16 protein-coding genes are annotated in these 24,365 nt (G+C 46.1%); 7 read left to right on the top strand and 9 right to left on the bottom strand.

Annotation, left to right across the window (positions count from 1 at the left end; all coding sequences use genetic code 11):
• Positions 1–782, top strand: a 782-nt coding sequence (locus B2089_RS03240; RefSeq protein WP_296685864.1) for a His/Gly/Thr/Pro-type tRNA ligase C-terminal domain-containing protein, incomplete at its 5' end; no start/stop codon positions are given.
• An 86-nt stretch (positions 783–868) separates the two neighbouring features.
• Entirely contained in the window at positions 869–1,633 is a 765-nt protein-coding gene (locus B2089_RS03235) for an aldo/keto reductase (RefSeq protein WP_296325602.1), read from the top strand.
• Here the strand turns inward: B2089_RS03235 and B2089_RS03230 are convergent.
• The 4 genes from B2089_RS03230 to lepB form a co-directional block, all read right to left on the bottom strand.
• A complete protein-coding gene (locus B2089_RS03230; protein ID WP_296325604.1) occupies positions 1,630–2,883 on the bottom strand; it encodes an HD-GYP domain-containing protein in 1,254 nt (417 codons plus the stop codon). The two genes, B2089_RS03235 and B2089_RS03230, sit on opposite strands and share 4 nt — an antisense overlap.
• 300 nt (positions 2,884–3,183) lie before the next feature.
• Positions 3,184–5,055 carry a 6-hydroxymethylpterin diphosphokinase MptE-like protein gene (locus B2089_RS03225; RefSeq protein WP_296325607.1) on the bottom strand — a complete coding sequence of 624 codons (1,872 nt, stop codon included), beginning with the start codon at positions 5,053–5,055 and terminating at the stop codon, positions 3,184–3,186.
• Entirely contained in the window at positions 5,036–6,910 is a 1,875-nt protein-coding gene (locus B2089_RS03220; protein WP_296325609.1) for a penicillin-binding protein, read from the bottom strand. The genes B2089_RS03225 and B2089_RS03220 overlap by 20 nt, the downstream gene beginning before the upstream one ends.
• Positions 6,901–7,428 carry a signal peptidase I gene (gene lepB / locus B2089_RS03215; protein ID WP_296325611.1) on the bottom strand — a complete coding sequence of 176 codons (528 nt, stop codon included), beginning with the start codon at positions 7,426–7,428 and terminating at the stop codon, positions 6,901–6,903. The genes B2089_RS03220 and lepB overlap by 10 nt, the downstream gene beginning before the upstream one ends.
• Before the next feature lie 183 nt (positions 7,429–7,611).
• Here lepB and B2089_RS03210 point away from each other — a divergent pair, with 183 nt between their 5' ends.
• From B2089_RS03210 to aroC, 5 genes are all read left to right on the top strand, one after another.
• A complete protein-coding gene (locus B2089_RS03210) occupies positions 7,612–8,802 on the top strand; it encodes a peptidoglycan DD-metalloendopeptidase family protein (protein ID WP_296325613.1) in 1,191 nt (396 codons plus the stop codon).
• A 41-nt stretch (positions 8,803–8,843) separates the two neighbouring features.
• The gene (locus B2089_RS03205; protein WP_296325615.1) at positions 8,844–9,077 is read left to right on the top strand and encodes a hypothetical protein; all 234 of its coding nucleotides are present in this window, start codon (positions 8,844–8,846) and stop codon (positions 9,075–9,077) included.
• Between the two features lie 16 nt (positions 9,078–9,093).
• Positions 9,094–11,349, top strand: a complete 2,256-nt coding sequence (locus B2089_RS03200; RefSeq protein ID WP_296325617.1) for a polysaccharide deacetylase family protein — start codon at positions 9,094–9,096, stop codon at positions 11,347–11,349.
• Between the two features lie 79 nt (positions 11,350–11,428).
• Entirely contained in the window at positions 11,429–15,265 is a 3,837-nt protein-coding gene (locus tag B2089_RS03195; RefSeq protein ID WP_296325619.1) for a pectinesterase family protein, read from the top strand.
• Between the two features lie 65 nt (positions 15,266–15,330).
• Positions 15,331–16,434 carry a chorismate synthase gene (gene aroC / locus B2089_RS03190; RefSeq protein ID WP_296325620.1) on the top strand — a complete coding sequence of 368 codons (1,104 nt, stop codon included), beginning with the start codon at positions 15,331–15,333 and terminating at the stop codon, positions 16,432–16,434.
• On the opposite strand, the gene B2089_RS03185 is transcribed toward aroC, so the two are convergent.
• From B2089_RS03185 to B2089_RS03165, 5 genes are all read right to left on the bottom strand, one after another.
• Positions 16,431–18,005 carry a D-alanyl-D-alanine carboxypeptidase family protein gene (locus tag B2089_RS03185; protein ID WP_296325622.1) on the bottom strand — a complete coding sequence of 525 codons (1,575 nt, stop codon included), beginning with the start codon at positions 18,003–18,005 and terminating at the stop codon, positions 16,431–16,433. The genes aroC and B2089_RS03185 overlap by 4 nt on opposite strands.
• Before the next feature lie 20 nt (positions 18,006–18,025).
• A complete protein-coding gene (locus tag B2089_RS03180; RefSeq protein ID WP_296325624.1) occupies positions 18,026–19,441 on the bottom strand; it encodes an MATE family efflux transporter in 1,416 nt (471 codons plus the stop codon).
• A gap of 3 nt (positions 19,442–19,444) precedes the next feature.
• Positions 19,445–19,936: an acetolactate synthase small subunit gene (gene ilvN, locus B2089_RS03175; RefSeq protein WP_296325625.1), complete on the bottom strand. Its 492-nt coding sequence runs from the start codon at positions 19,934–19,936 to the stop codon at positions 19,445–19,447.
• A 113-nt stretch (positions 19,937–20,049) separates the two neighbouring features.
• Positions 20,050–21,975, bottom strand: coding sequence for a 3-deoxy-7-phosphoheptulonate synthase (aroF, locus tag B2089_RS03170; RefSeq protein ID WP_296325627.1), 1,926 nt, complete (start codon positions 21,973–21,975; stop codon positions 20,050–20,052).
• Positions 21,976–22,108: 133 nt separating this feature from the next.
• Positions 22,109–24,196, bottom strand: coding sequence for a glutamine synthetase III (locus B2089_RS03165; protein ID WP_296685853.1), 2,088 nt, complete (start codon positions 24,194–24,196; stop codon positions 22,109–22,111).
• Between the last annotated feature and the right edge of the window lie 169 nt (positions 24,197–24,365).

Raw genomic sequence — 24,365 nt, 5'->3', positions numbered from 1 at the left:
TGGAAATGGAATATTTCTGTAAGCCGGGCACTGAGGACGAGACTTTCGAGCGATGGAGAAAAGACCGCTGGAATTTCTACCTCAAATACGGTATCGCCGAGAAAAACCTCAAATGGCATCACCACGACAAGCTGGCCCACTACGCAAAAGACGCTTACGATGTCACCTACAACTTCCCCATTGGCTTTGAAGAGGTTGAGGGAGTCCACAGCCGCACGGACTTCGATTTGAGCCAGCATCAGGAATATTCAAAGAAGGACATGAGCTACATCGATCAGGAAGACGGAAACAAAAAGTTCATTCCTTATGTAATCGAAACCTCAGCCGGCCTTAACCGCAACTTCCTCATGTTCCTTTGCGAGGCTTACGAAGAAGAAAATGTGGGCAAAGACGGAAAAGAAGACTATCGAACAGTCCTCCACCTGCATCCGAAACTGGCTCCGATTACTGTCGCCGTGCTTCCTCTCATGAAGAAAGACGGCCTTGCAGAAAAGGCAAAGGAAATCCAGCACATGCTCAAAGAGGATTTCGTAACTGACTACGACTTGAGCGGCACTGTCGGTAAGCGCTATCGCCGTCAGGACGAGGTCGGAACTCCTTTCTGCGTTACAGTTGACTACGACACAATCAACGAAAAGAACGACGACGGCTCAGAAAACAAAAACTACGGCACCGTCACCGTCCGTTTCCGAGACAGCATGGAGCAGGAGAGGGTCAAAATTGAAGACCTGCACACCTTCCTCTTCACCGCTATCAAAAACTACAAGCCTGTAGAAAGGTAATGCATAATGCTTAATTCACAATGCATAGTTTCAGGCCTTTTTTTCTGTCATCTATGCATTGTGCATTTTGAATTATGAATTGAATTATGGATTACATCTCGCTTGGTAAGTCTAATTTATTGGTTTCTCGGTCGGCATTTGGTGCCCAGCGGATTGGGGATATTGAAGACCCTGAACTTGCTCATCAGATGGTTCGCATGGCTTACGAAGACGGTGTGAATTTCTTTGACACTTCTACCAGAGCTCCTGAAAGCGAGCGACGGCTGGGGGCGGCACTTTCCGATGTGCGGGAAAATGTTTTTATCGCCACGAAAAGCTCTCCTCGCAACGGGGGAGAGCTTGCAATCGATGTGGATGTGAGCCTTCGCAATCTGGGGACTGGCTACATCGATTTGTATCAGCTTGAAAATCCTGAGAACCTTCCTAAAATCAACGACGGCACTGAAATCATTGAAAAACTTGTCGAATTAAAATCTTCTGGCCTTATCCGCCACTTTGGAATAGTCACTGATTCTATGGATTTGGCCGAGCGTGTTTTGTATTCTGACGCGGGCTGGGAGACGATTCAGTTTCCTTTTAACATGCTTTGCCCTGAGAGCGTGGAAAATCTGACCCGGCGTTTTTACGAAAAAGACATAGGTTTTATCGCTATGCAGCCTTTGTGCGGCGGTGTTCTTACAAATCTTCCCCTTGCACTGGGATATTTTTTGCCTTTTGAGAATGTAGTTCCGCTTTGGGGAGCGAGAAATCCCGACGAGCTCCAGCAAATCCTTTATTTTACGAAAAATCCGCCCCGTCTGGACGAACAGTTTTACGAGGAAGCTGAAAAAATCAGGGCTTTCTTCAACTAATTGTTTATATAGGCCTGAACGCCTTTCAGTTCTTCTTTGTTTAAGACGCGGACGATTTTATATTTATCATTGTCAGTAATGATTGTTTTTGGATTTCCAAGCTCATTTTTTTCGCCGACAAGCTCAACCATTGGCAATCGCGGATCTGCCGGATTGCTTTCCGAGACTTGCGCGATTTTTCCGTTTGCGAGATAGACATAGGTTCCGATTGGAAAGAGGGAGACTGCAGATACAAGCGCCCTGAGAACGATATCATCATATTGCTTGTTCTTATTCATGAGCATTTCAATCGTGGCCTCATAGAGAGAGCGTGCTGCTTTATAATGACGCGGAGAAGTAATTGCTTCATAACTGCACGCCACCGAAAGAATCTTTCCGTAGGCAGAGATTTTGTTTCCTGGTAAATGACGCGGGTAGCCCTGACCGTTTTCCCTTTCATGATGCTCAAGAATTCCAACTTGAATAGGAAGTGGAAAGCCTGCTTCCTTGACAATATTGAATCCGAGAACTGTATGTGTCGCAAGAAGATTTTTAGCCTGTGGTGAAAGCGGCTTGTCTGTGAGGTAAAGCTGCGGAGGAAGTTTTATCTGACCGATTTCATGCACAAGGCCCGCAACTCCCAGTTCTATGATTTTTGCAGGCGGCATTTTAATCTGAAGTGCGATAACGATTGCGATAATCGTCGAGCGCAAACAGTGGCTTGTGAGGAAATTCTTGTCGAGTTTATGCTCTTCCGTTGGTTGTATTCTCAGCAAATATTTTTTGTTTTCTTTAACAAAATCAATGAGAAGGGAAATCGATTCGGATAAATCATCGATGTTTAATTCCTGATGGGTGACATAGCGGGTAAAGACTTTTTGCGTATAATCAAGAAAATCATTGTAAACTCCGGTTACTATTTCCATTCGGTTTTTATTGGGGAATGATTTTATTGACTGTTCAGCCTTTGCTACGGAGACTTTTAATGCTGAGTTCAGGGTTTTTGTTTTGTTTTCATATTCCTGATTCAGGGCGTCAATGTCTAAATCAACTGGTTCAGATGTATCTGTGGAAACTGGCTGAGATTTTATGGGTGTAGACGGGGCTTCTGCTTCACAGTGAATTTCTTTAAATCCCCATTCAACGAGTCGAGATTGTAATGTCTTTGAGAAAGAAAGGTTACCATCGAGAAGGACAAAGTTCTTGTCGAGAATAACTCGGCCAGGAAAATGCTGTCCGTCTTTTAATTCTGCTACTGAAAACGAAGTCATATAAATCTCCGTTCTTAATATCGGCATAAAGTGTGAAAATCTTGAATGTGTGCTGAATGACCTTTAAAATAAAAAAGACAAAAAGCCTTACACGCTCTTTGTCTTTCAAAATCATGGAGACCAAAAAATGCAACATCTTGCATTTCACAGCTACAAGAATCACATTTCCACGGTACAGGGTGTCTGGATGTTCTGCCCGAAAAAAGGGCACATCCTGTACTGTGCGGTACATTATTATTTTCGGCTTGCTGGTGGCGAGACTTTAGAAAAAAAAACGAATTAGGGGGAATTTTTCTGTACTTAAGTTAAATGCGCCTGATATAGCGTGATTCCATTCATAAGTTCTTTGTAGATGATTTTTGACTTTTGGAATGAAGCCTTGATTTCATCGCGCATTGGCGTGAGATTTTCAAAAAGGGCGGCCAGTTTTTTTTCGGTGGGGAAGACCAGGGAAGCGATTTCTTTGTATTCAGAATGAAGAATCTGAGAGTCGATTTTGGAAAGATCCGTGAGAAACGCGCCTGGATTTTGAGAGAGAAGCCCCTGCTCGGCGAGACGAATGCCTTTTTTTGCGGTGGAGTAGAGTTCTTCAAGCCCTGCTTTGAGATTTTCAAGGGCTGCGTCGAAAATTTCCGCTTTTGCTGACTCACTGGTTTTGCCCCCGCAATCGTGGTCGCTCCCTATTCTCCTTGCATCGCACTTTTTGAAGAATTCTTCTTTTTGAGAGGAAAGTTCCGGTCGGGCGAGCAATTCTCCAATGTTTTTGACCGAGAAATTTGGGATTTTAAGGGAATTTTCTGAGAGGGAGTAGCTTTTTATTGAGTCCTTGAACTCTTCGGCCTTGCTCTCAAACCACCAGGCGAACATTTTCATTTTGCTGTCGGTTAGGATTCTTTCGCCTTTGTAATCGCTTGCCTTTTGAATGTCGGCGCCAAACAAGAGGGAAGAGCCAAGTTCTTCTGCCGGGGAGAGCCGTCCTGATTTTGTGTGAATATTCTCTTCAAAGGTTGAGCCGCGGATGTGGGTCTGAAAGTGAGGATAGCCCAAATCAAGGCCGGCGCAGAAAATTTCTTTTGCTCCGATGAAGCGGGCAAAATCCCATGCCGTCGTTGAGACCGAACCGCCTGCCACGAGCGCACCCTTGCTCCCGATTTTTGACTCGATATACTGACCCAGTGGGAAAAGGGATGCGCACAAGACAATTTTTTTGCATTTGAAGCGGTAGACGGCGGGATAAGCCGCACTTTCTGTGATTAGAATGCTTGATGGAGAGGAAAGCCCTGCAATGTGGCGGTAGGCATAATATTGTGGGTCAGCCAGCACGACAAAATCCGGCTCAACTCCAGAGCGCAGGCAGGCGCGCAGGGCTGTGTCCACGGCGACAAGAATCGCCCGTTTTTTGATTTGCGCAAGGTGAGGGAGAATTCCCTCTAAAGTAGGCCCCGCCGCAAGAATTACCACAGGGAGAAAGGGCGGGCAGGAATCCTGAAAAATTGAAATGCCATCCAAATATTTAAGATATTTCAGGTTTTTGCAGGTGTTTTTTAGCCAGAGAGTGGAGAACTTTTCCAGAGTAGAGGCGTTAATCTCAACTTTGCGGCGGTTTCGCTCAATAAGAGAGCGTAATGCCGAAAAATAATCTGCGGAATGGGCAGACTGGGCCGGGTTTTCGAGAAGAGCTGTGTGCTTGATTCCGCCTGTGTTTTCGATAAGGGAGACAACGGAGTCAACACCTGTTCCTAAGGCGATAATGCAGTTTTTTATGGAGAAAATCGGCGACCAATCGACAAGGGAAAGGGCTGTAAAAAAATATCTGGGATCGTTTTCGACTAAGATAAGAGTGTCATTTGGAAAAAGGGCGGCGTAAGAAAGAGCCGCGTAGCCTAGCCCGAAAGAAAAAAAAGCGCAGCCATAACAATCTGTAATTGAAGATTTTGCGCTGCGAGCCGCCTGTTCTGCCTCGCGAATGGGATTGTAAAGGGAATGAAGCAGTTTTCCGCTGTCTTTTGCCGTAAGGATTCCTTGTTTTGAGGGAAGAATTTCCAGAGGGGCTATAAGATGGCCGGGAATATCTTCTGGAATGTCGGATTCAGAATTGAGAGAGAACATGCGCGCCAAGTCAGGAAATCGGCGCATAAAAAGAAGAAGATTTTTATTCCAGATAGAGTTCAATTTCCATGTTCTCCGAAAGTGGCGTGCCTGGGGCTGGATCTTGCGTTTTTACCCAGCCGTCGCCGTTGATTTTAATGCGGATATTTTTGTAGTTGAGCAAGGGCAGCAGCTGCCTTTTTGGCATACCACGGAAGTCGGGAACAGTGCCTTCAAGGGCGATTGGCTTTGTGCCCGCGATAGAGACCTGTCCTGAATGGGCTAGGCTGGAAGCTTTTCCGCGACTCATGCCAAGATGGTCAATGATGACATCCGCGGCCTGCTTGATGACTGGGGCAACGATTCGGCCTGCATAAGTCTCGCCCTTTGCTTTTTCGATGACGATGTAGAGAATGATTTCTGGGTTTTCAATTGGGAAAATCGCCATACAGTTGGAGACGAAATCAGTGGTTGAATAACCGCCTGTTACAGGGTCTGCCATTTGAGCCGTTCCTGTTTTTACGCCCATTGAGACATCTTCAAGACGAGATTTTGCGCCCGTACCGCTGGTGGCAACAGTTTCCATACAGTCGAGAATATAGTCAGTGGTTTCTTTTTTGAAAACTCGATTTCGTAGCGCCGGTGTGTGTACAAATTCTTCGCGGCCTTCATAATCGGTAATTTTGTTTACGAAAGTGAGCTGCACTGGAATGCCACCATTAGCGATTGCCGTTGCTGCTTGAACCATCTGCAAGGCGCTTACTGTAATTTCCTGACCGATTGCGATCGTGGGTTTTGAGCGGGCAGACCAGAGTCGGTCGTTTGGATTGCGTAAAACTCCCGGTGTTTCGCCTGAAATTTCTGTTCCGGGGCGTTCACCGAAGCCTAGCTGGTGGAGTTTTGCAAGGAATGGCTCAGAGTCTATTTTTTCGCTCATTTGTGCCAGTGCGTCATTGCATGAATATTTAAGGGCTTCGCGAGCAGTTTCCCATCCATGATGACCGAGACAGGTGATTCTGATGGTTTCGCGCCCTGTTTTTTTAGAATAAATGCCGTCACAGTTGAAAATGTCTTTTGTGGTGATTGAATCCGTGTCCAAAAATGAAGCAACGGAGAAAATCTTGAAGACAGAACCTGGCTCGTAACTGTCGCTGGCAGGCTTGTTTTTTAATTCTGTTTTTGACGCGCTTGAGAAGTCATTGAGGTTTGCGGATGGCAAGCTGATGTAAGAAAGCACTTCTCCTGTTTTTGCTTCGGCTGCAATCAGCATCATGGATTCGGCCTGAGTCGTTTCCATTGCCTCGTGAGCGATTTTTTCAAGATTTGACTGCAAATTCGCGTCAATCGTAAGGTAAATATTTTTGCCTTGAATAGGATTTTCGCCTTCTTTTTGAGAAGGAAGCAAAGTTTCTTGCATTGAATATTCGATTCCTGCTAAGCCTTGGCCGTCTGCGCCTACGAATCCGATGAGCTGAGAAGCAAGTTCGTTCTCCGGATAAACCCTGCCGGGGAGTTTGTCGAATTTTACCACGGCAGAATAACCGCTTTTGCTGCATGCTTTGCGCAATTCTTCGTAAGTGTTTGAGTCGATTTTCTTTTTAATGTAAACGAAAGAGGAATTTTCGTTTTTTTTGAGAAGGTCAATGATTGATTTTTCGCTCTCATTTAAAATCGGTCCGACAATTTGAGCAAATTCTTCTTTGTTTTTGATGGATTGGGGTGAGGCCCCGAAGTGATAGAATGCAGTGGGAACGGCGAGGGCTTTTCCGTTACGGTCAAGGATTGATCCGCGCTGGACATCTTCTTGTTCTGCCAGTGGAGCTGGTGGTTCTGTGACTGCAAAAAAACCGTATTCTATGAGAACATAAGATGAAAAAAGAATTGCACATATAATGAGGAAAATGAGCGGACCTTTTTTGATATAGCCGTTTACTTGCATATAACCTTTCCTAATACATTCTTTTCGGAAACAAATCCGTAAGTGCGTGAATCAACGGAAACTTCATGATTGTCACCGATTGCGAGAATGTAGCCTTCCGGTACAGAAACAGAATTTTTGAGATTAAGATACTGGCTCTGGTTAAGCCTGATGCTGGAATCTCCCACCTTTAATGTATAATTATACTCACTATCGCTAAAGACTTCTAGCGTATCTCCACTGACCGCAAGGCATCTTTTCACGACTATTTTATTGTTATACAGATAGATGACTATGTCGCCGCGTTCTGGGTGATTCCAGCTGCACAAAAGCTCATCGCCATAAGGCTCCACGATTCCGTAAGCGACTTTGTTTATTAAAATTTTGTCTCCGTCTTTTATGCTTGGATACATTGATTCACCTGAGACAGTGAGAATTTCAAAGACAAAGAGCTTGAGAAAGAGACCGACTAAAAGACCGATACAGATTATGAAATAGAGAAATTTATTTGATTTCGGTGAGAAAAAACTGTTTTCCATAAAAAATGCGGTAGCGCTGGCAGCCCCGAAGCAGTGCGAAGCGGTATGAGCGTGAGCGAAGGGCGAACATAGCGACCGTGCAAAAGCACGGGACCGCCATCGTACACTCCTGATTTTCTGACTCCTCATTCCTAATTTTTCATTTTACTAATTTACCACTTTTTTTTTACCGATAAAAGATGTATGGAGATAATTAGTTTCGTTGGCGCATCGAGCGCAGTTAAAAAAAGTTCACCGAGTTTTTCATTTACTCTTCCGAGATTTTCAAAAAAAGCCAAAAAACTTGCAGGTCGTCAGCTGTCTCTTGCCCCTTCTTTTTCGGTCATCCTTCCACGAACTGCTTCAAAAACAGAAAAACAATTCGCCATCGCTGGTCTTGCAAAAATTTTCTCCATGCTTGCGCTTGGCCTTGTCCTTGTGACCGTTCCGCTTACTGTTTTTAATGCTCTTTCTTTTTATGACAGCCATCTGGCTTCGATTCCTTTGGATTTTTCTTCAGATTATGAATTCGAAGCCCTTAATTCTGCCATGTCCCGCTTTGCCATGGACGGAATCCTGACGGACAATATTGATGAGAACGGTAATGTGCTTTCGGATGACGGCTCTGTTCTCTCAACTTCCGGAATCAGAATCGGTGAGGCAGTTACTTTCCAGACTTATACGGTAAAGGCAGGGGATTCAATCAGTACGATTTCGCGGAAATTCGGACTTTCAAATATTTCGACTTTGATTGCCGTAAACGATATTTCAAATGTGCGTACTCTCCGCTCAGGACAGAAACTGAAGATTCCTTCGACTGACGGACTGGTTTATAAAGTTCAATCTGGCGACTCTCTCAATGCCCTTTCTGTGAAATATCATGTGAGTGTAGAGGAAATCCTTGATGCGAATGATTTGGACTCAGACACTCTCTCAAAGGGAATGGAGCTTTTTATCCCAGGCGCAAAAATGGACGCAACTTCATTAAAAAAGGCTATGGGAGAGCTTTTCGTTTACCCGATTACTGCCAGCTGGCGGCTTACTTCAAGATTTGGTCCAAGAAAGGACCCCTTTACCGGAGTCGCTTCAAGCCACACTGGAATCGACCTGGCTTGTCCTACGGGAACGCCAATTCGCGCCGCAATGAGCGGAACTGTTGTCTATGCCGGCTGGTCAAATGTATTTGGAAATTATGTGATTATCAACCATGGAAACGGCTATCAGACTCTCTACGGTCACATGACAAAAATTATCGCTAAAAAGGGACAAGCCGTTGACAGTTCGACAAAAATCGGTTTGGTCGGCTCAACGGGATATTCAACAGGCCCTCACTTGCATTTCACTGTCTATAAAAACGGCAAGCTTGTTGATCCGCTTACTCTTTTAAAAAGATGATTTTCTTCTGAAGCTGTGTTACAATGGAACAGAGGCTTTCTATGGATTTTGTATGTGTTTGTAATAATTGCAGAAAAACGATTCAGAGGAATTTTTTCTATTGTCCATGGTGCGGAACTGCGAACGCTGAGCCGGATGACCGCATGGTTCTCGAAAATGTCTTTGGTCAGCTGGAGGCAAAACAGACAAATGACCGCACTGCCCGCGTAAAAAAAATCGAATCAAAAATTGCCGAAATTGAAAACAGCCTTAAAGAATTGGGAATCAGCAATTAGAAATTAGGAATTAGCAATGATGTCAAGAAAAATCGTAATTCTCATTTTAATTTTTCTCAACATCACTTTTCTTCATGCCCAGGTAAAATTTGAGAATCCCCAGATAAACGCGGAGAGCAAGGTTCTTTTTACGGTGAACCACAAGCTGGGCGGAACTGTCTCTTACAAAACTCTTTTTATGGCGGACGCCACTCAGTCCGAGTCAACCAGAATCCTCACTTGCTTTCCAGAGAAAATGGAACTGCTCTCAAACGGCTCTGTCTTGCAGGTGCGTAACCGTTATGGCACGGCCCGCTATTCTGTTGCCGACTCAACTCTTTCATGGATTAAGCGGGAAGATTCAATCCCTGCCGACGCAAAGGCAATGCTCCCACAGGCCGTAAGCCCAGACGGAAAATGGGCCTGCTTTGTCAAAAAAACTGACGCGGCCAGCGGTGAGCTTTACCTTAAAAACATGTCCACTCTGGAGGAATTCCTTCTCAACGATAAATCTGACTTTGATTACGACGAAGTGCCTGCAAAGTGGGCTGGCGACGGCTCCGTTTTTGTCTACGAAAAGGCGGGAAATCTCTACTTCGGTGACCCAAAAGCTGTCTATCAGAAGGTGCAGATGGGGGAGGAATTCCGCAAAATCGGCGAGGGCACGATAAATTGCGTGCAATGGGCCAACGGAAAATATCTTATTTATATAAACCGTGATTTAGTCTACAAAATCAGCGCAAAAGAGCTTTACACTAGAGGGCTTTACTCTCCGGTGGTGGGAATCGGAATCGTCATAGGCCGGCTTCCCATAGGCTTTGACTCTCACAAGGATAAATTCTGGGTCAGTCCGCAAGTAAACCAAATCGTTACGGTTTCGGCAAATTCTGTTATCTCAAGCTATAAAATCAACGGCACGGCTTCTTCTTATTTTACCAGCGTTTATTCAAAACCTTTCAAAGATATTTCTGCCTCGGCGGTTGATTACGATGTCTTTTTTTGCTCGGACGGAAGCCAGATTCTCTGGGTCAACTTAATCGGTCTTCTTGACGGAAAACGAAATTCTTCGGTATACAGGCTTTCTTCTGACTTAAAAGAATTGATTCGGGTGGAAAATGCTACACGGCCTCTTCTTTCACCGGACGGACGGAAAATCGTCTTCGCTTCTCAGAAATTTGCTTTTGTCTACGATTTAGGAACTTGGCTTGAGTTGGGGCGCATTTCTGGCGAAAAAGTCTATTCTTATGCTTGGAGTGGCTCAAATCTTCTATATATCGGTGGCGAATCCACCGTGAGGGAGTGGAAGGCTGAGAACAATCGCTTTCCCAAAGATGGAAAAATGCTTTTTCTTTCTTCGGCTAACACTGCTTTCTGGAAGCCCAACGCAGAAAACATTGTATGTGCCCAAAGTGCAACCAACAAGGCGACTTTTTATGATTATGACCCATTTAAAAATGTGTGGCAGACTAGCGCAGATGATTCGCGGACTTCCTTTGAATTTATGAAAAAAGCTGAAGTTTCGGTTTATGCGGTTCAAAATGCCCGGTACCGGGTTTACACAGGACTTACCGACAACAAACTCTACGAAAATGCCCTTTATATCCGAAATTTTTCAGGGAATGGAACTTCTTATGCCGTCTACCCGGAGACCGTAAAACCCAGCGATGAGCGGAAAAAACTCGCCCTTATTTTTGACGCAATTGATAGCGCAGACGGGCTTACCCACATCTTAGCAGTCCTTGCAAACTATGACATCAAGGCGACATTCTTTCTTAACGGAGAATTTATCCGTCGTTACCCTCAGGAGTGCAAGCAGATTATTGAAAGCGGTCACGATTGTGCTTCCATGTATTTTTCGGTGACAGATTTGACAGAGAAGGGCTTTATCATTGATGAGAATTTTATTCGCCGAGGCCTGGCCCGAAACGAAGATGAATTCTATGCGGCCACCGGGCGGGAACTTTCCCTTTTGTGGCACGCGCCATTCTATAAGGCAAACAGCGAAATTAAAAAAGCGGGTGAGTTAAGCGGATACAAATATATTGAGGCGGGGCGCCTTTCACTGGACTCTTACACTCTCGAAAAAGCAGCGGACGGAAAAAAATGGTATCTTTCGGCAAGGGATTTGGTCAAACTCTATGTGGATTCCGCAGAGCCTGACATGATTATTCCTGTTACTGTAGGGCTTTCTGACGGCACGAGGCGTGATTTTCTCTACGAAAAACTTTCTCTTCTGATTGGAGATTTTTTAGATTTTGGCTATGAATTTAAGCTTGTTCGGGATTTAAAATAAGTTTTTTTTATAACCACCTCTGTTTTCGAGTCTTTTCCTTGTTTTCTGTGCTATAATATTTTTCAGAGGTTAAATCTATATGAAAAAGTTGCTGCACACATTAATTGCGGGGCTGCTTGCTTTCGGGGCGGTTTCTGCGATTTCTGCTCAGGCTCGTAAGGTCGATGTCTGGGATTTCGGAGGCGTCGAGGAGAACGGTGCCAATAATCACATTTCTGTTTCTGATATCGATAATCTTGCCCTGATTGGTGCTGACGGAAAAATCGCTGACAATGCCCTGCTTGATTTTGGCGATTTGTCAGTCAGTTTCGTTAAGAACGACCGTGCATATTACAGCGGAAAAAAGAATTATGGCTCACAAGGCTATGTAAAGGCTGATTTTGACGACGGATATTCTGCAAATGGCATCTGGTACTGTAACGGCAAGGGTGGCGAAAAACAGCGCTATCTTCTTCTTAAAAATGTAAGGGCCGGCGATGTCGTTACTTTTTATGCCCGTTTAAGCAACTCTGGCGACGAGAAAATCCATTTTTCTTCAGTGGATGCTGAAGGTCTCAAAAATGATATTCAGGATGAAGTCGCGGTTATTTCAAATGAGTCTACGCGCTATTCATATATTGCCCTTACCTCTGGCTCATATAAAGTTTACTGCGAGGCGACTGTAGGAAAGCCTGTATACTATCGAATTGTCCGCACTCCGGGTGTGGAAGTTTCAGGTTCCCTCACATCTCTTCCTGCCGGTTCTGGCGAGCTGAAATTTGTCGTAAAAGAGACAAATCAGGAAATAGCGGCCAGTCTTTCTGGAAAGTCGTATAAGGCAAATCTTCCGGCCGGATATTCATTCACGGCGGTTTTTACGGGAATCAAGGGCTACGGTGTAAGCCCTCTTTCAAAACAGTTTGGACTTGATTCAAAAAACTCTAAGCCTGGCTCTTCTCTTAAAAAAGATATCGCAATCTCTGAGCAGAAGACTTTCCTTGTTTCGGGCAAAATCTCTGGTTTTGCAGGAGACTTTAATCCTCAAGATAGTGCAAAAGTTCTGCTCACACCGCCTAAAGGCTCTGTTTATATGCCGGTTGAAGCACAAATCAAAGAGAATAACGGCGAGTATTTTTTTGAAGACTTGATTGAACCCTCAGTCGAATATAAAGCTTCTATATCAGGCGCAAATGATTACGAAATTTCCAGCGATGTCGTTTTTGAAGGAACTCAGGCCTTTACGAAGGATATCACTGTCACTTCCAGAAAGACCTTTGATGTCTCTGGAAAATTCTTCGGTGAAATCAAGGAATTTCCAAAAAGCGTTCAGTTCAAGAATATGGAAGACGGCTATATTTACGATGGCCGGGTTTCTACCCTCAATTATTCCGTAGAACTCAGAAAGGGCACTTATGAAGTCATCTGTGAGACTTCAATTGCAAAATCAATCAATCATATTGTAGTTAATGATTCTGCAATAATTAAAGACATCAAACTTTCCCTCAAAGAAAAAACAATCCGCCCCCTTCCTCCAAAACGGGAACTCTGGGTCGGCCCAAAACGCGGTCAGTATGCTTCTGTTGCGGAGGCTGTGGCTGCTGCAAAGGCTATGAATCCCTTACAGGAACGGGAGCGAATCACCATCATGATTACTCCGGGAGTTTACAGAAACCAGCTCATCATCGATGTTCCATACATCACCCTCAAAAATGCTGAGCCTGCAAAAGAAGTCAAACTCACCTGGTACTACGGAATCGGCTACAATTATTATTCCGTAGACAAAAACGGCTTTTATGACGATGATCTGGCTTATGACAAATTCGGCAAAAAAGGACCTGCGAAATGGGGTGTGGCGACTTACATCAAGAGCGATGCAAAAGCATTCCGCGCAGAGGGAATCACCTTTGAAACTTCTTTCAATAAATATGTGACTGATGAGGAAATCGCTGATGGAGTTGAGATGGACGGCTCGTTCAACTTCGCGCGAAAACTCAATTCAGATGTCCGCTCAAAAGTCGCGACAGAACGCTCTTGCGCTATTGCTATTGAAGCAATGGAAGCTGAATTCAAAAACTGTAAATTCCTTGGAAGTCAGGATACTTTCTACACTGGTTCTGATTCAAAAGGCTATTTGAAAAACTGTTTCATCGAAGGAAACACGGATTTCATCTTCGGTGGAGGTGATTTTGTCTTCGAGAACTGTGAGATTCACTTTGCGGGCTACAGCGACAAGGCTGTCGGCGGATATATTACGGCTAACCGCACGAATCCCGAAAACAAGGGCTATCTCTTCTATAATTGTCTTATTTCAAATGATGATAATTCCCAGAATGCTCCGGGATATTTTGGTCGGCCCTGGGGCAAAGAAGCTGCCGTCGCCTTTGTGGATACGGTTCTCGGCTCAGAAGGCATGATTTTAGACGAAGGCTGGACAAGCATGAGCGGAAACAAGCCGGAAAATGCCCGCTTCCGCGAAATCAATACAACATGGGCTGGAAGTCCTGTAAATCTTTCTTCCAGACCAGAAGGCACGATTCCCCAGATTACAAAAGATTTTAATGTCAAATATTATCTCGGTCAGTGGAAGCCGGAATTCTACAGTGAGCCAAAATCCGTAAAGATTAAGGCAAAGAAAGCAAGCTTCACGAGCGATGATGACATCAACACGCCTTATCCGGGGCACACAATCACCCTTCATTACACATTGGGTAACGCGGACGAAGACGATACTTCTCTTATCAAGTGGTATCGTGATAAAGACGGAAAATCTGTACTCGTAAAGCAGAGCACGGGCTTTGCCGACAAAACTTATTTGATTCAGGGAGATGACGCCGGCGGAATCATCCGTTGTCTCATTCTTCCCCAGACTCGCGCCGGTGACACAGCAAAGCCCATCGAAGCCAAACTTGACAAAAAAATCAATGAAGGCTATGCGATTCCGGCAAATGCCGCCGCTGACCGTCCCCGCGTAAACGGTGCGGTAAATGTATTCCTCGCTTCTGACTCAACTTGTAAAGATTACAGCGCATTGGGTATGTGGAATGGCGGACAGGTTCGTAATGAAGGCGCTTGGGGTGAATTCTTGCAGGCCTACTTTAACGGAGCCGTGGCGGTTCAGAACTATGCCAACGGTGGACGCTCATGCCGAAACTTCATCAATGAAGGCTCTTTGGACAAAATTGCGGCAAATATCGCAAAAGGCGACTATCTCTTCATTCAGTTCGGTCACAATGACTGTTCAAACGCTTCCGGCTACCTTGAAGACCGCTATGTTCCTTTGGGAAAACCTGACAAAAAAGGCATTTACCCTGTTATTGAAGGCAAAAAAGTGGCGACTCCTGCAAGCTATGTTTCAAAATATGGCGAGACTTTCTATTCTTATGATTGTGGCGGAACATACAAGTGGTACCTCAAGCAGTATATCGAAGTGGCTAAAAAGGCTGGGGCAACTCCTGTTCTCGTAACTCCGGTTTCCCGCCAGTATTTTACCGAAGACGGAAAGATTCGGCCTCATCACGATTCAACGGACACAAATACAGGCACGCAGACAACTGAAAACAATGCCTATGTTACGGCTGTGCGCCAGCTTGCAAAAGAAGAAAAAGTCCTTTTGATTGACGGATTTGAGCTTACGAAGAATCTCTACGAAAAGGCATATTCTGACCGCAAGGGCAATTCCGAAGCCAAAAAACTCATGTTTGAAGGCGACAGCACTCACAACAACAAGCTGGGCGGTTTCATTATCGCAGGCTTGTTCGCTCAGGCAATCAAAACTCAGATTCCAGCCCTGGCAAAGAGCGTCGTGCATCCAGTAAAGACCATTGGCGAAAATTCAAATGGTTCGCTCATGTTCACTGTTGACAGCATGGGCAAATTCTCTTGTGACAGCGAATACTGGACTTCTTACACCCAGAAAATGCTGGATTCTATAAAATAAGCGATAGAATCGAAATTGAGCCGCACTAAATGACAGTGCGGCTTTTTTTTGTTATAATGCTTTTCATGGCACAAAACACAATCGGAACGATTTTTAAAGTAACGACATTCGGCGAAAGTCACGGTGCTGGATTGGGCTGCATCGTAGACGGAGTTCCCGCCGGAATCAAAATTGACGAGGCTAAAATACAAGCCGCTCTCGACAGGCGAAAGCCCGGTCAGTCTTTTGGCGGAAAGAACAACGCTTCTGTCACTGCCCGAAAGGAAGATGATAAGGCCGAGATTTTAAGCGGCATTTTTGAGGGAAAGAGCGAGGGCACTCCCATTGGAATCGTCATCCGAAACACAAGCCAGCATTCAAAGGATTATGGAAATCTTGCAAGGACTTTCAGACCCGGACACGCGGATTTTTCTTTTTATTCAAAATATGGCTTCCGTGATTACAGGGGCGGCGGTCGCTCTAGCGGTCGGGAGACAGCGGCCAGAGTCGCGGCGGGTGCAATCGCCCTTCAAATCCTCGAATCTCTTGGCGACATAAAAATCACCGCATACACAGAGAGGGCGGCCGGAGTTTCCATTGGTAAAGTTGATTTTTCCCAGATTGAAGAAAATGCCCTTCGCGCTCCGGACAATGAGGCGGCTGCAAAAATGAATGCCAAAATCGAAGAAATTCGCTCAAAGAAAGACAGCGCTGGAGGTGTTATTGCCTGTCGTGTAAGTGGAATTCCTGCCGGAGTGGGTGAGCCTGTCTTCGGAAAACTTGACGCAGAACTTGCCAAGGCAATCTTAAGCGTGGGCGCGGTCAAAGGAATCGAATTTGGAGCTGGATTCGGAGCGGCGGATTTAACAGGAAGCGTAAACAATGACAATATGCGTACTGATTCTAATGGGAAAGTAACTTTTGAAAGCAATAATGCCGGCGGAATCACAGGGGGAATGTCAAACGGAAACGATATTTTCTTCCGTGTGGCGGTAAAGCCTGTTCCCAGCATTTTCCAGAGCCAGAAGACAATCAGCGTGGACGAGGCGGGAACCTATACTGACTGTGATTTGGTAATCGAAGGCCGCCATGATGTCTGTCTCTGTCCGCGAATCGTTCCCGTAATCGAAGCGATGACGGCCATTGTCCTGGCAGATTTGATGCTACAGAACCGGGCGAGCAGAGTCTAAAATCGCCAGCTTACCAGAGAATCTATTATTCTTCCGAACAAGCCTGCCTGCTCGTAGCTTCTGTCGGCTACCAGAGGCACGGTTTCCAGGACTACATCCCCAAGTTTGTATTGAATCTGCCCGTAGGCTTTGCCTGCTTCGACTCCGCCGTAAATGAATTTCGGTATGCTCACAGTGGCTTTTACGGCCTTGGCGTCGGCAAGGGCGGATTCTCCGTTTATGTGGGGAACTGTAATCGTGTTGTTCCATGCGGGAATGAGTTTTACGAAGGCTCCGTTTGTGTTTTTTGAGCCAAGGGCTGCCACAGGGTAGAATTCCGGTAGACTGCTTTCCGGGGCAAAATCCGCAAATGAAGAGAAAGCCCATTCCATCATTTCGGTGCCGTCATGAACACGGCCCGCATTTCCCTGTTTTGAGCCAACGCCTGTTCCCATCATGGTGACGGAAATATAGCGCACTCCGTTTCTTTTTGCGGTGAGGGCGAGATTGTAGCGGCTCTCGTAGATAAAGCCTGTTTTAATTCCGTCACAGCCTTCCATCACTCCCAAAAGTGGATTCGTGTTTTTCTGATAGATTGCTGATGAGTCACCTTTTGACTTCTGCCAAGAGGGAAGATTTTTTTCAAGGGGATATTTTATGCTGGGAGCGGAGTGGAATTCTTCTACGCTCTGGGGAAATCGCCTTATGTATTCACAGCAGAAAGCGGCCAGTTCTCTTGCGGTGGTGACATTGTGCTCGTCGTAGCCGCTTGGCTCCACAAAATGCGTGTGCTTCAGCCCCAATGCGGCACATTCTTCGTTCATGCGCTCGACAAATGCTTTCGTGCTGCCAGAAATGTAAGCGGCCACGGCAAGGGCGGCATCGTTCCCGGATGCAACGGCAAGACCTTTTAAAAGTTCCCGCAAAGTTACAATCTGCCCCTGACCTAAGAACATGAGGGAAGCGTCGCTTGGCATATTGATTGCCCAGCTTCGCTCTGGCAGGGGAACCACATCGTCAAGGGAGAATCTTCCTGCTTCTACATCTTTAAAGACAATGTACATGACGAAAAGTTTTGCGATTGAAGCCGGCGGAATGATTTTATCGGCATTTTTTTCAAATAGAACGCATCCGTTGGAAGCGTCAATGAGAATGGCAGAGCCCGCCCAGACATCAAGATTTGCTTTTGTGACAGAATATGGAAGCTCTTTTAGGATTGCAGTTCTCTGCTCCGGGTAGCTTGAATCAAGTTTTTCGTTTAGAGAGATAAGTGCTTCGTCAGAAAGTGGCTTTACATTCTCGCTTTTGGTAAAAGTCGCCGAGTAAGCCAAAAAAGCACAGACAAGAATTGCAAGGATAAAGAGACCGAGAAGGGCGAGTACGAATTTCTTTCCAAAGGGCGACATGCGCATAAAAATCGCGATTGGATTTTTTGAAGGATTTTTAGAATTTTTTCTTTTTGCAGAAGATTCGAATTCACCGTCAAGTTCAGAAATATATTTTACTTTGGATTTTTTTTCCTTTGTGTCAGATTTTTTTGCCCGCTTGGTGCGCTCATCGATAAATTCATCAGTAATATCGTAAAATTCCATGGAAATATCTTAACAAAATTTCAGATTTTTTTCATCTCTTTTTTTATGATGAAAAAGGCAACGATTCCGGCACAGAGTCCCACCAAGCCGTTTGAGAGGCACATGGCGATTCCCACGCTTTGGATTCCCAGCACATTGAAGAAGGCGGGAACTTTCATAAGAATCAGCAAAATCGGGATTCTGAAGAGGAAAAGCCGGCTTATATTTAAGGTCATGCTGATTTTTGTTTTTCCGAAGGCGTAGAGAAAGCCCATGACGCTGACATAAAGGGCGTTTAAAATCGTGTCGAAGCGTTCCCAGCGGTAGATTTGGTCGATTTCGTCGGCGAAGGCGGCGTTTCCCTTTGCGAATGAGCCGATTATGGCCAGGCGGAAAATTCCTGTGAGGGCGAAGAAAAAGAGACAGTAGACCGCCGTAAAAGCGATTGTATAATAAAGGAAAGTAATTGCCCGGCGGAGATTTTTGTTGCCCAGATTGTTTGAGATTAGCGAAGTTTCAGCTTCCTGAAAGCCGGTGATTGGATTTGTCGCCAGTCCGCAAATTCGGTCGCTGACACCCAAGGCACCTACGACCGTCGTTCCCATACTGGCACAAAGGGAATTGACGAAGGCTTTTCCGAAAGCGAAGATGAATTTCTCGAAGAAGATCGGAATGCTCATCATTGAGAGGGGGCGAAGAAATGTGGTCTTGAACTCGCAGACTTTTAGGCTGATTCTGAAAGGAGTCTTTTTTGAGCTTAAATTTGCGAGGGCGATAATCGTGAGGACAAAATGGGCGGCGATTGTCGCGACTGGAAGAAAGTAAATTCCATTTTCGCTGGCGATAAGCCCTTTTGAGACCAGACTAATCGTGAGCATGTTAAGCGAAGTTTTTATGAAGAGAACCAGCAGATTTCCCCACATGATGATTTTTGTGTTTCCCCTGGATTTCTGTACCGCAAAGAAAATCGTATTGATGAACTGAAAGATAAGGCTTACGACAACGAGGTCAGAATAAATCGTCCCCTGAAAGCGGAGTTCCGGCGGCAGACCTAAAAGGCACAAGAGGGGATACATAAGGGGAATGAAGATGATAAGAATAGCCGTGCCGATAAAAATACTAAGGAAAAAGAGAGTGCTGATTTGACGGCGGACTTTTTCCATGTCACCAGAGCCGAAACTCTTTCCGATAAGAACGCCGCCGCCGATGGAAAGAGCCGCTGCCACTGAAATCAGCATTTTTTCCAGCTGGTTTACGAAACTGACGGTAGAAATCGTCTCCGCGCTCATGCTGGAAGCGATGAAAGTGTCTATCAGTTGAAAAATCTGCCCGATGCAGGCATAGAATACAAGGGGCAGGGAAATGAGAAGAAGGGCCTTGAACTGGCTGCCCGAAAGCATGAGTTCGCGGCGCAAAGATTCTTTTTTTGAGAGTTCGCTTGATTCCGGCTCGCTCATTTTTTATTTGAGGACTTTTTCGCCTCGTTCCATTGCGGTGAGACCTGTTTTGCAAAGCTCAAGGATTCCGTAAGGCTCAAGGAGACGGATAAGGCTTGCGATTTTTTCTTCGCTACCAGTTGCCTCAACGATGACAGAATTCTGGGCAACATCGACGATGTGGGCGCGGAAAATCTCGCAGGTTTCGATGATGACGGCTCGGTCAGTTCCTGCTGCCTTAACCTTGATGAGAGCCATTTCCCGCTGGGTTGAGCTTTCTTTGTGGCAGTGGGTGATTGAAATTACTTCCACGAGCTTTGAGAGCTGCTTTTTAATCTGCTCCAAAACATATTCATCGCCCTGAACAACGATGGTCATGCGTGACTGACCGGGATTGTGGGTCTCGCAAACAGTGAGAGAATCGATGTTGAATCCTCGGCGGCTGAAAAGGCCTGAAACGCGGCTCAAAACGCCTGCATGGTCTTCGACCAAAACTGAAAGTACATATTTTTTCATTTTTATATAGCTCCTCTAATTTAAATTTTAAAAGTAATTGCCACATGGATGTGGCGTAAAGACAGCCGACCGCAAGTTTTCAGCATGAAAACCTGTCAGGACAGGATGTCCGATTACTCTGCGTATACGCCAAGAATTCTTATATCCTCGGCCACAGATTTTAATTTCTCGCTGAAATTTTTAATCATTTGAGCGGGATTCTCGCACTCGCTTGGAATCATCACATCGCAGTAGAACCAGTATTTCCATGGCTTTCCCGCAATTGGGCGGGATTCAAGGCGATTCATGCTCAATTTTTCTGCCTTAAAGACGCCAAGGGCATCGTAAAGGGCACCGGCCTCGTTCTTTGTGGTGAAAACAAAACTTGCCATGTTGGGCTTTTTTTCGCCCCACTGTTTGACAGGCTCTTCAATGTGATTTGCGGCAATCACTACGAAGCGGGTGTAATTGTTCTGCTCGTTCTGAATGACTTCTTTTATGACTTCAAGACCGTAGATTTTTGCGTTCCGTGCGTTGCAGATTGCGGCGTTTTCAATAGAGGCCTTTTCTGCCACGAGAGAAGCCGCAGTTGCCGTTGAAACAGTATCCACCGCCGTCCATTTTTGATTTTTGAGGAAAGTTGAGCACTGAGCCAAGCCCTGCGGATGAGAGTAGACATTTTTGATTGTGTCGAGGCTGGAACCCTTTACGCCCAAAAGGGAGTGCTGGATGCGGAGAGTGAGCGCGCCCACGATGGAAATGTCTTCGTAGCGGGTGAGGTTGTCGTAGTTGTTGTAGACCGATCCTGCGGTTGAATTTTCGATTGGAACCATGCCGTACTCTGCCTTTCCGTCAACCACGGCCTGAAAAATCTCGTCAAAGGAATCTACAGGTTCGGCCACGGCTGAATCCTCAAAGAAATTCTCGATGGCCTGCTCTGCATAAGCGCCTTTTTTGCCTGAGAAAACGCAGACCGGCTTTTTGTGGGCGACAGAGGCCTTTTCTTTTTTGCTTGCATCTTCCGCCCTGATATGAGCGACTTCCTTTCCGATTACAGGGGCAAGGCTTTCCATATCCCGCATGATTTTATCGAACTGAGCCGGGTAAAGGGCCTGAGCCGCGTCAGAAAGAGCCTCTTCCGGGTGGCAGTGAACTTCAACGATGATGCCGTCCGCTCCTGCCGCGATGGAAGCCAGAGCCATAGGCGGAATCTTGTCGCGGACGCCAAGAGCATGGCTTGGGTCAACGATGATTGGAAGGTGGGTCATGCTGCGGAGAACAGGAATCGCGCTCAAATCCAGAGTGTTTCGCGTTGCCTTTTCGTAAGTGCGGATTCCCCGCTCGCAGAGAATTACCTTGTCAGTGCCGGAAGAAAGAAGATATTCCGCGCTCATGAGCCATTCTTCGATGGTGGCAGAAAGACCCCGCTTTAAGATGACAGGCTTTCCGAGAGCGCCCAGCCGCTTTAAAAGCTCAAAGTTCTGCATGTTGCGCGCTCCCACCTGATAAACATCAACATAGTCTTTCATGACGGGAATATATTCACTGGCTACGATTTCCGTGACGACCGGAAGACCGTGCTTTTCGCCAGCTTCCTTAAGATATTTCAGACCTTCTTCCCCCAAGCCCTGAAATGAATAGGGAGAAGTGCGGGGCTTGTAGGCTCCGCCGCGAAGCATTGTGGCTCCGCTGGCCGCCACAGCCTCAGCCGCGTCAAGCATCTGCTGCCGGCTCTCAACGGCACAAGGGCCTGCAATGGCGATAAGACGGCTGCCGCCCACGCGGATAATCTGCCCCCGGTTGTTTGGAATTTCCACGATTGTGTTTTCCGGCTTGAACTCACGGCTTGCCATTTTGTAGGGCTTTGAAATAGGAATGACTTTTTCCACGCCAGGCAGGACTTCGACCTCGCGCACATCCATGGCCAGTTTTCCTACGGCGGCAAGAACCGTGCTTTCCTCGCCCTTGACTTCATTTATTTTGAACTTGCGGTTTGCAAGCAAAGTTTTGATATTTGATTTTTCGCTTTCGCTAATTCCGTTTTTTAATACGATAACCATGAAAGTGAGTATAACAGAAAGAAAAGTATTCGGCTAGGGATTGAAAGAAGCTAAAATCTATGAATGGATTTTCGGGTCAAGCCCGAAAATGACACTTTTTGAACTTATTGGTCATCCCCAGCCGCCATTTTTTTTACTTCACGCTGAAAAGCAAATCTCCGTAGCTTGGAACCGGCCATTCGCTTGCGGGGATGAAGCCTTCAAGACAGTCCACTGCCTCCCGCAGCTTTCCCATGGCGCTGAACACTTCTCTTCTATAATAAAGGGCGTTTTCTTCAGCGCCTGAGACTTTTGCAGCTCCGTCCACAGCCTTTTCAAGAGCCTGAACCTGCTCGTAAATCTTTCCTGTAAGCGAGCTGACTTTTTTGAGGGAGTCGGCTTCGTAGCTGTCGTCCGCTCCCAAAGTCTTTTTGACCGAAACAGAGTCTGCAAGGAACTTGGCGTATTTTGCTCCGGCCGGAAGGTAGAGTTTTTTGGCCATGTCAATCATCGTCAGAGCCTCAATGTTGATGATTTTCGAGTAGTTCTCGTAGTGAATCTCGTTGCGGCTTGTAAGCTCAACCTTTGAGTAAACCCCGTGCTTTTCAAAGAGGGCGATGTTCTTTTCGTCCAGAGTGTGCTGAAGGGCTTCAGGCGTGCTTTTAAGATTCAAAAGTCCCCGCTTTTCGGCTTCCTTGACCCATGAATCATCGTAGCCGTTTCCGTTGAAGATGATTCTCTTGTGCTCCTTAATTGTCTTCAGAATCAAGTCGTGAAGGTCGCTCTTGAAATTAGCCGAATGTTCCAAAAGGTCTGCAAATTGACTCAGTTCCTCCGCCACAGCCGTGTTCAAAAAGACATTTGCACATGAAATTGACTCGCTTGACCCCAGCATACGGAATTCGAATTTGTTGCCTGTGAATGCAAATGGTGAAGTGCGGTTTCGGTCGGTGGTGTCCTTGTTGAAGTCGGGCAAAACCGTGACTCCAATCTGCATCTTCTCTTTTTCGTGGCTTCCGTAAGGTTTTCCTTCTTCAAGGCAGTCCAGGATTTCAGAAAGCTCGTCGCCAATGAACATTGAGACGATTGCTGGAGGTGCCTCGTTTGCACCAAGACGGTGATCGTTTCCGGCAGATGCGACAGAGATTCTCAGCAAATCCTGATACTCGTCCACGGCCTTAATCACAGCGCACAAGAATAGGAGAAATTGCGCGTTGCTTTGGGGCGTGGCACCGGGATCAAGAAGGTTCTTTCCAGTGTTGGTGGAAATGGACCAGTTGTTATGTTTACCGCTTCCGTTTACGCCCGCAAAAGGCTTTTCGTGAAGCAAACATACCATTCCATGCTTTGCCGCGACTTTTTTCATCATTTCCATAGTAAGCTGGTTGTGGTCACAGGCGATGTTGGTGGTGGTGAAAATAGGGGCAAGCTCGTGCTGGGCAGGGGCGACTTCGTTGTGCTCGGTCTTGGCAAGGATTCCCAGCTTCCAAAGCTCTTCGTTCAAGTCCTTCATGAAAGCCTGAACGCGGGGCTTAATCATGCCGAAATAATGGTCTTCAAGCTCCTGTCCTTTCGGTGATTTTGCGCCAAAAAGGGTTCGGCCAGTAAAAATAAGATCCTCCCGCTTTTCCCATGCGGCCTTGTCCACAAGGAAATATTCCTGCTCAGGGCCAACCGTGGTTTTTACGCTGGTGACTTCATTGTTTCCGAAAAGGTGAAGGACACGCACGGCCTGTTTTGAAATTGCTTCCATTGAGCGCAAAAGCGGAGTCTTTTTGTCCAGAGCCTCGCCGGTGTAAGAGCAGAAGGCTGTCGGAATGCAGAGAACGCCGTCTTTAATGAAAGCGTAGGAAGTCGGATCCCATGCAGTGTAGCCGCGTGCCTCGAATGTGGCCCGGATTCCGCCGGAAGGGAAGGAAGATGCGTCCGGCTCGCCCTGAACCAGCTCCTTGCCCGAAAATTCCATAATCACCTTTCCCTCGCTTGAAGGTGTGATAAATGAATCGTGCTTTTCGGCTGTTGTGCCTGTGAGCGGCTGGAACCAGTGGGTAAAATGCGTAACGCCTTTTTCGATTGCCCAGTCCTTCATTGCGTTCGCAACGACATTTGCCACCGTGGGGCTGAGTTTTTCGCCGTCATCAATGGTCTTCATCAGCTGCTTGAAAGTCTCTTTTGGCAGGCGAGCTTTCATAACAGTCTCGTTAAAAACATTCTCTCCGAAAATTGAAGTTACTTTGTCCATAGTTTTCTCCGTATTTTTGAAAAACAAAAAGCGCCGCATTCTCCAGACCGTTGTACACCAGTCAGAAAATGCGGCGTCTTTGCCGATTTAAAAACAGAAGAGGTCGCAAAGCGTGAACTCTGCGACCTCATTGCCGTTTGATGGTTCTTTTATATCGTTTTGATTTTTT

It is taken from the genome of Treponema sp. UBA3813 (assembly GCA_002368605.1).
Lineage (GTDB): Bacteria > Spirochaetota > Spirochaetia > Treponematales > Treponemataceae > Treponema_D.
The sequence above is the reverse complement of the archived record's forward strand: the minus strand, read 5'-3'. Positions and strand labels throughout refer to the sequence as shown.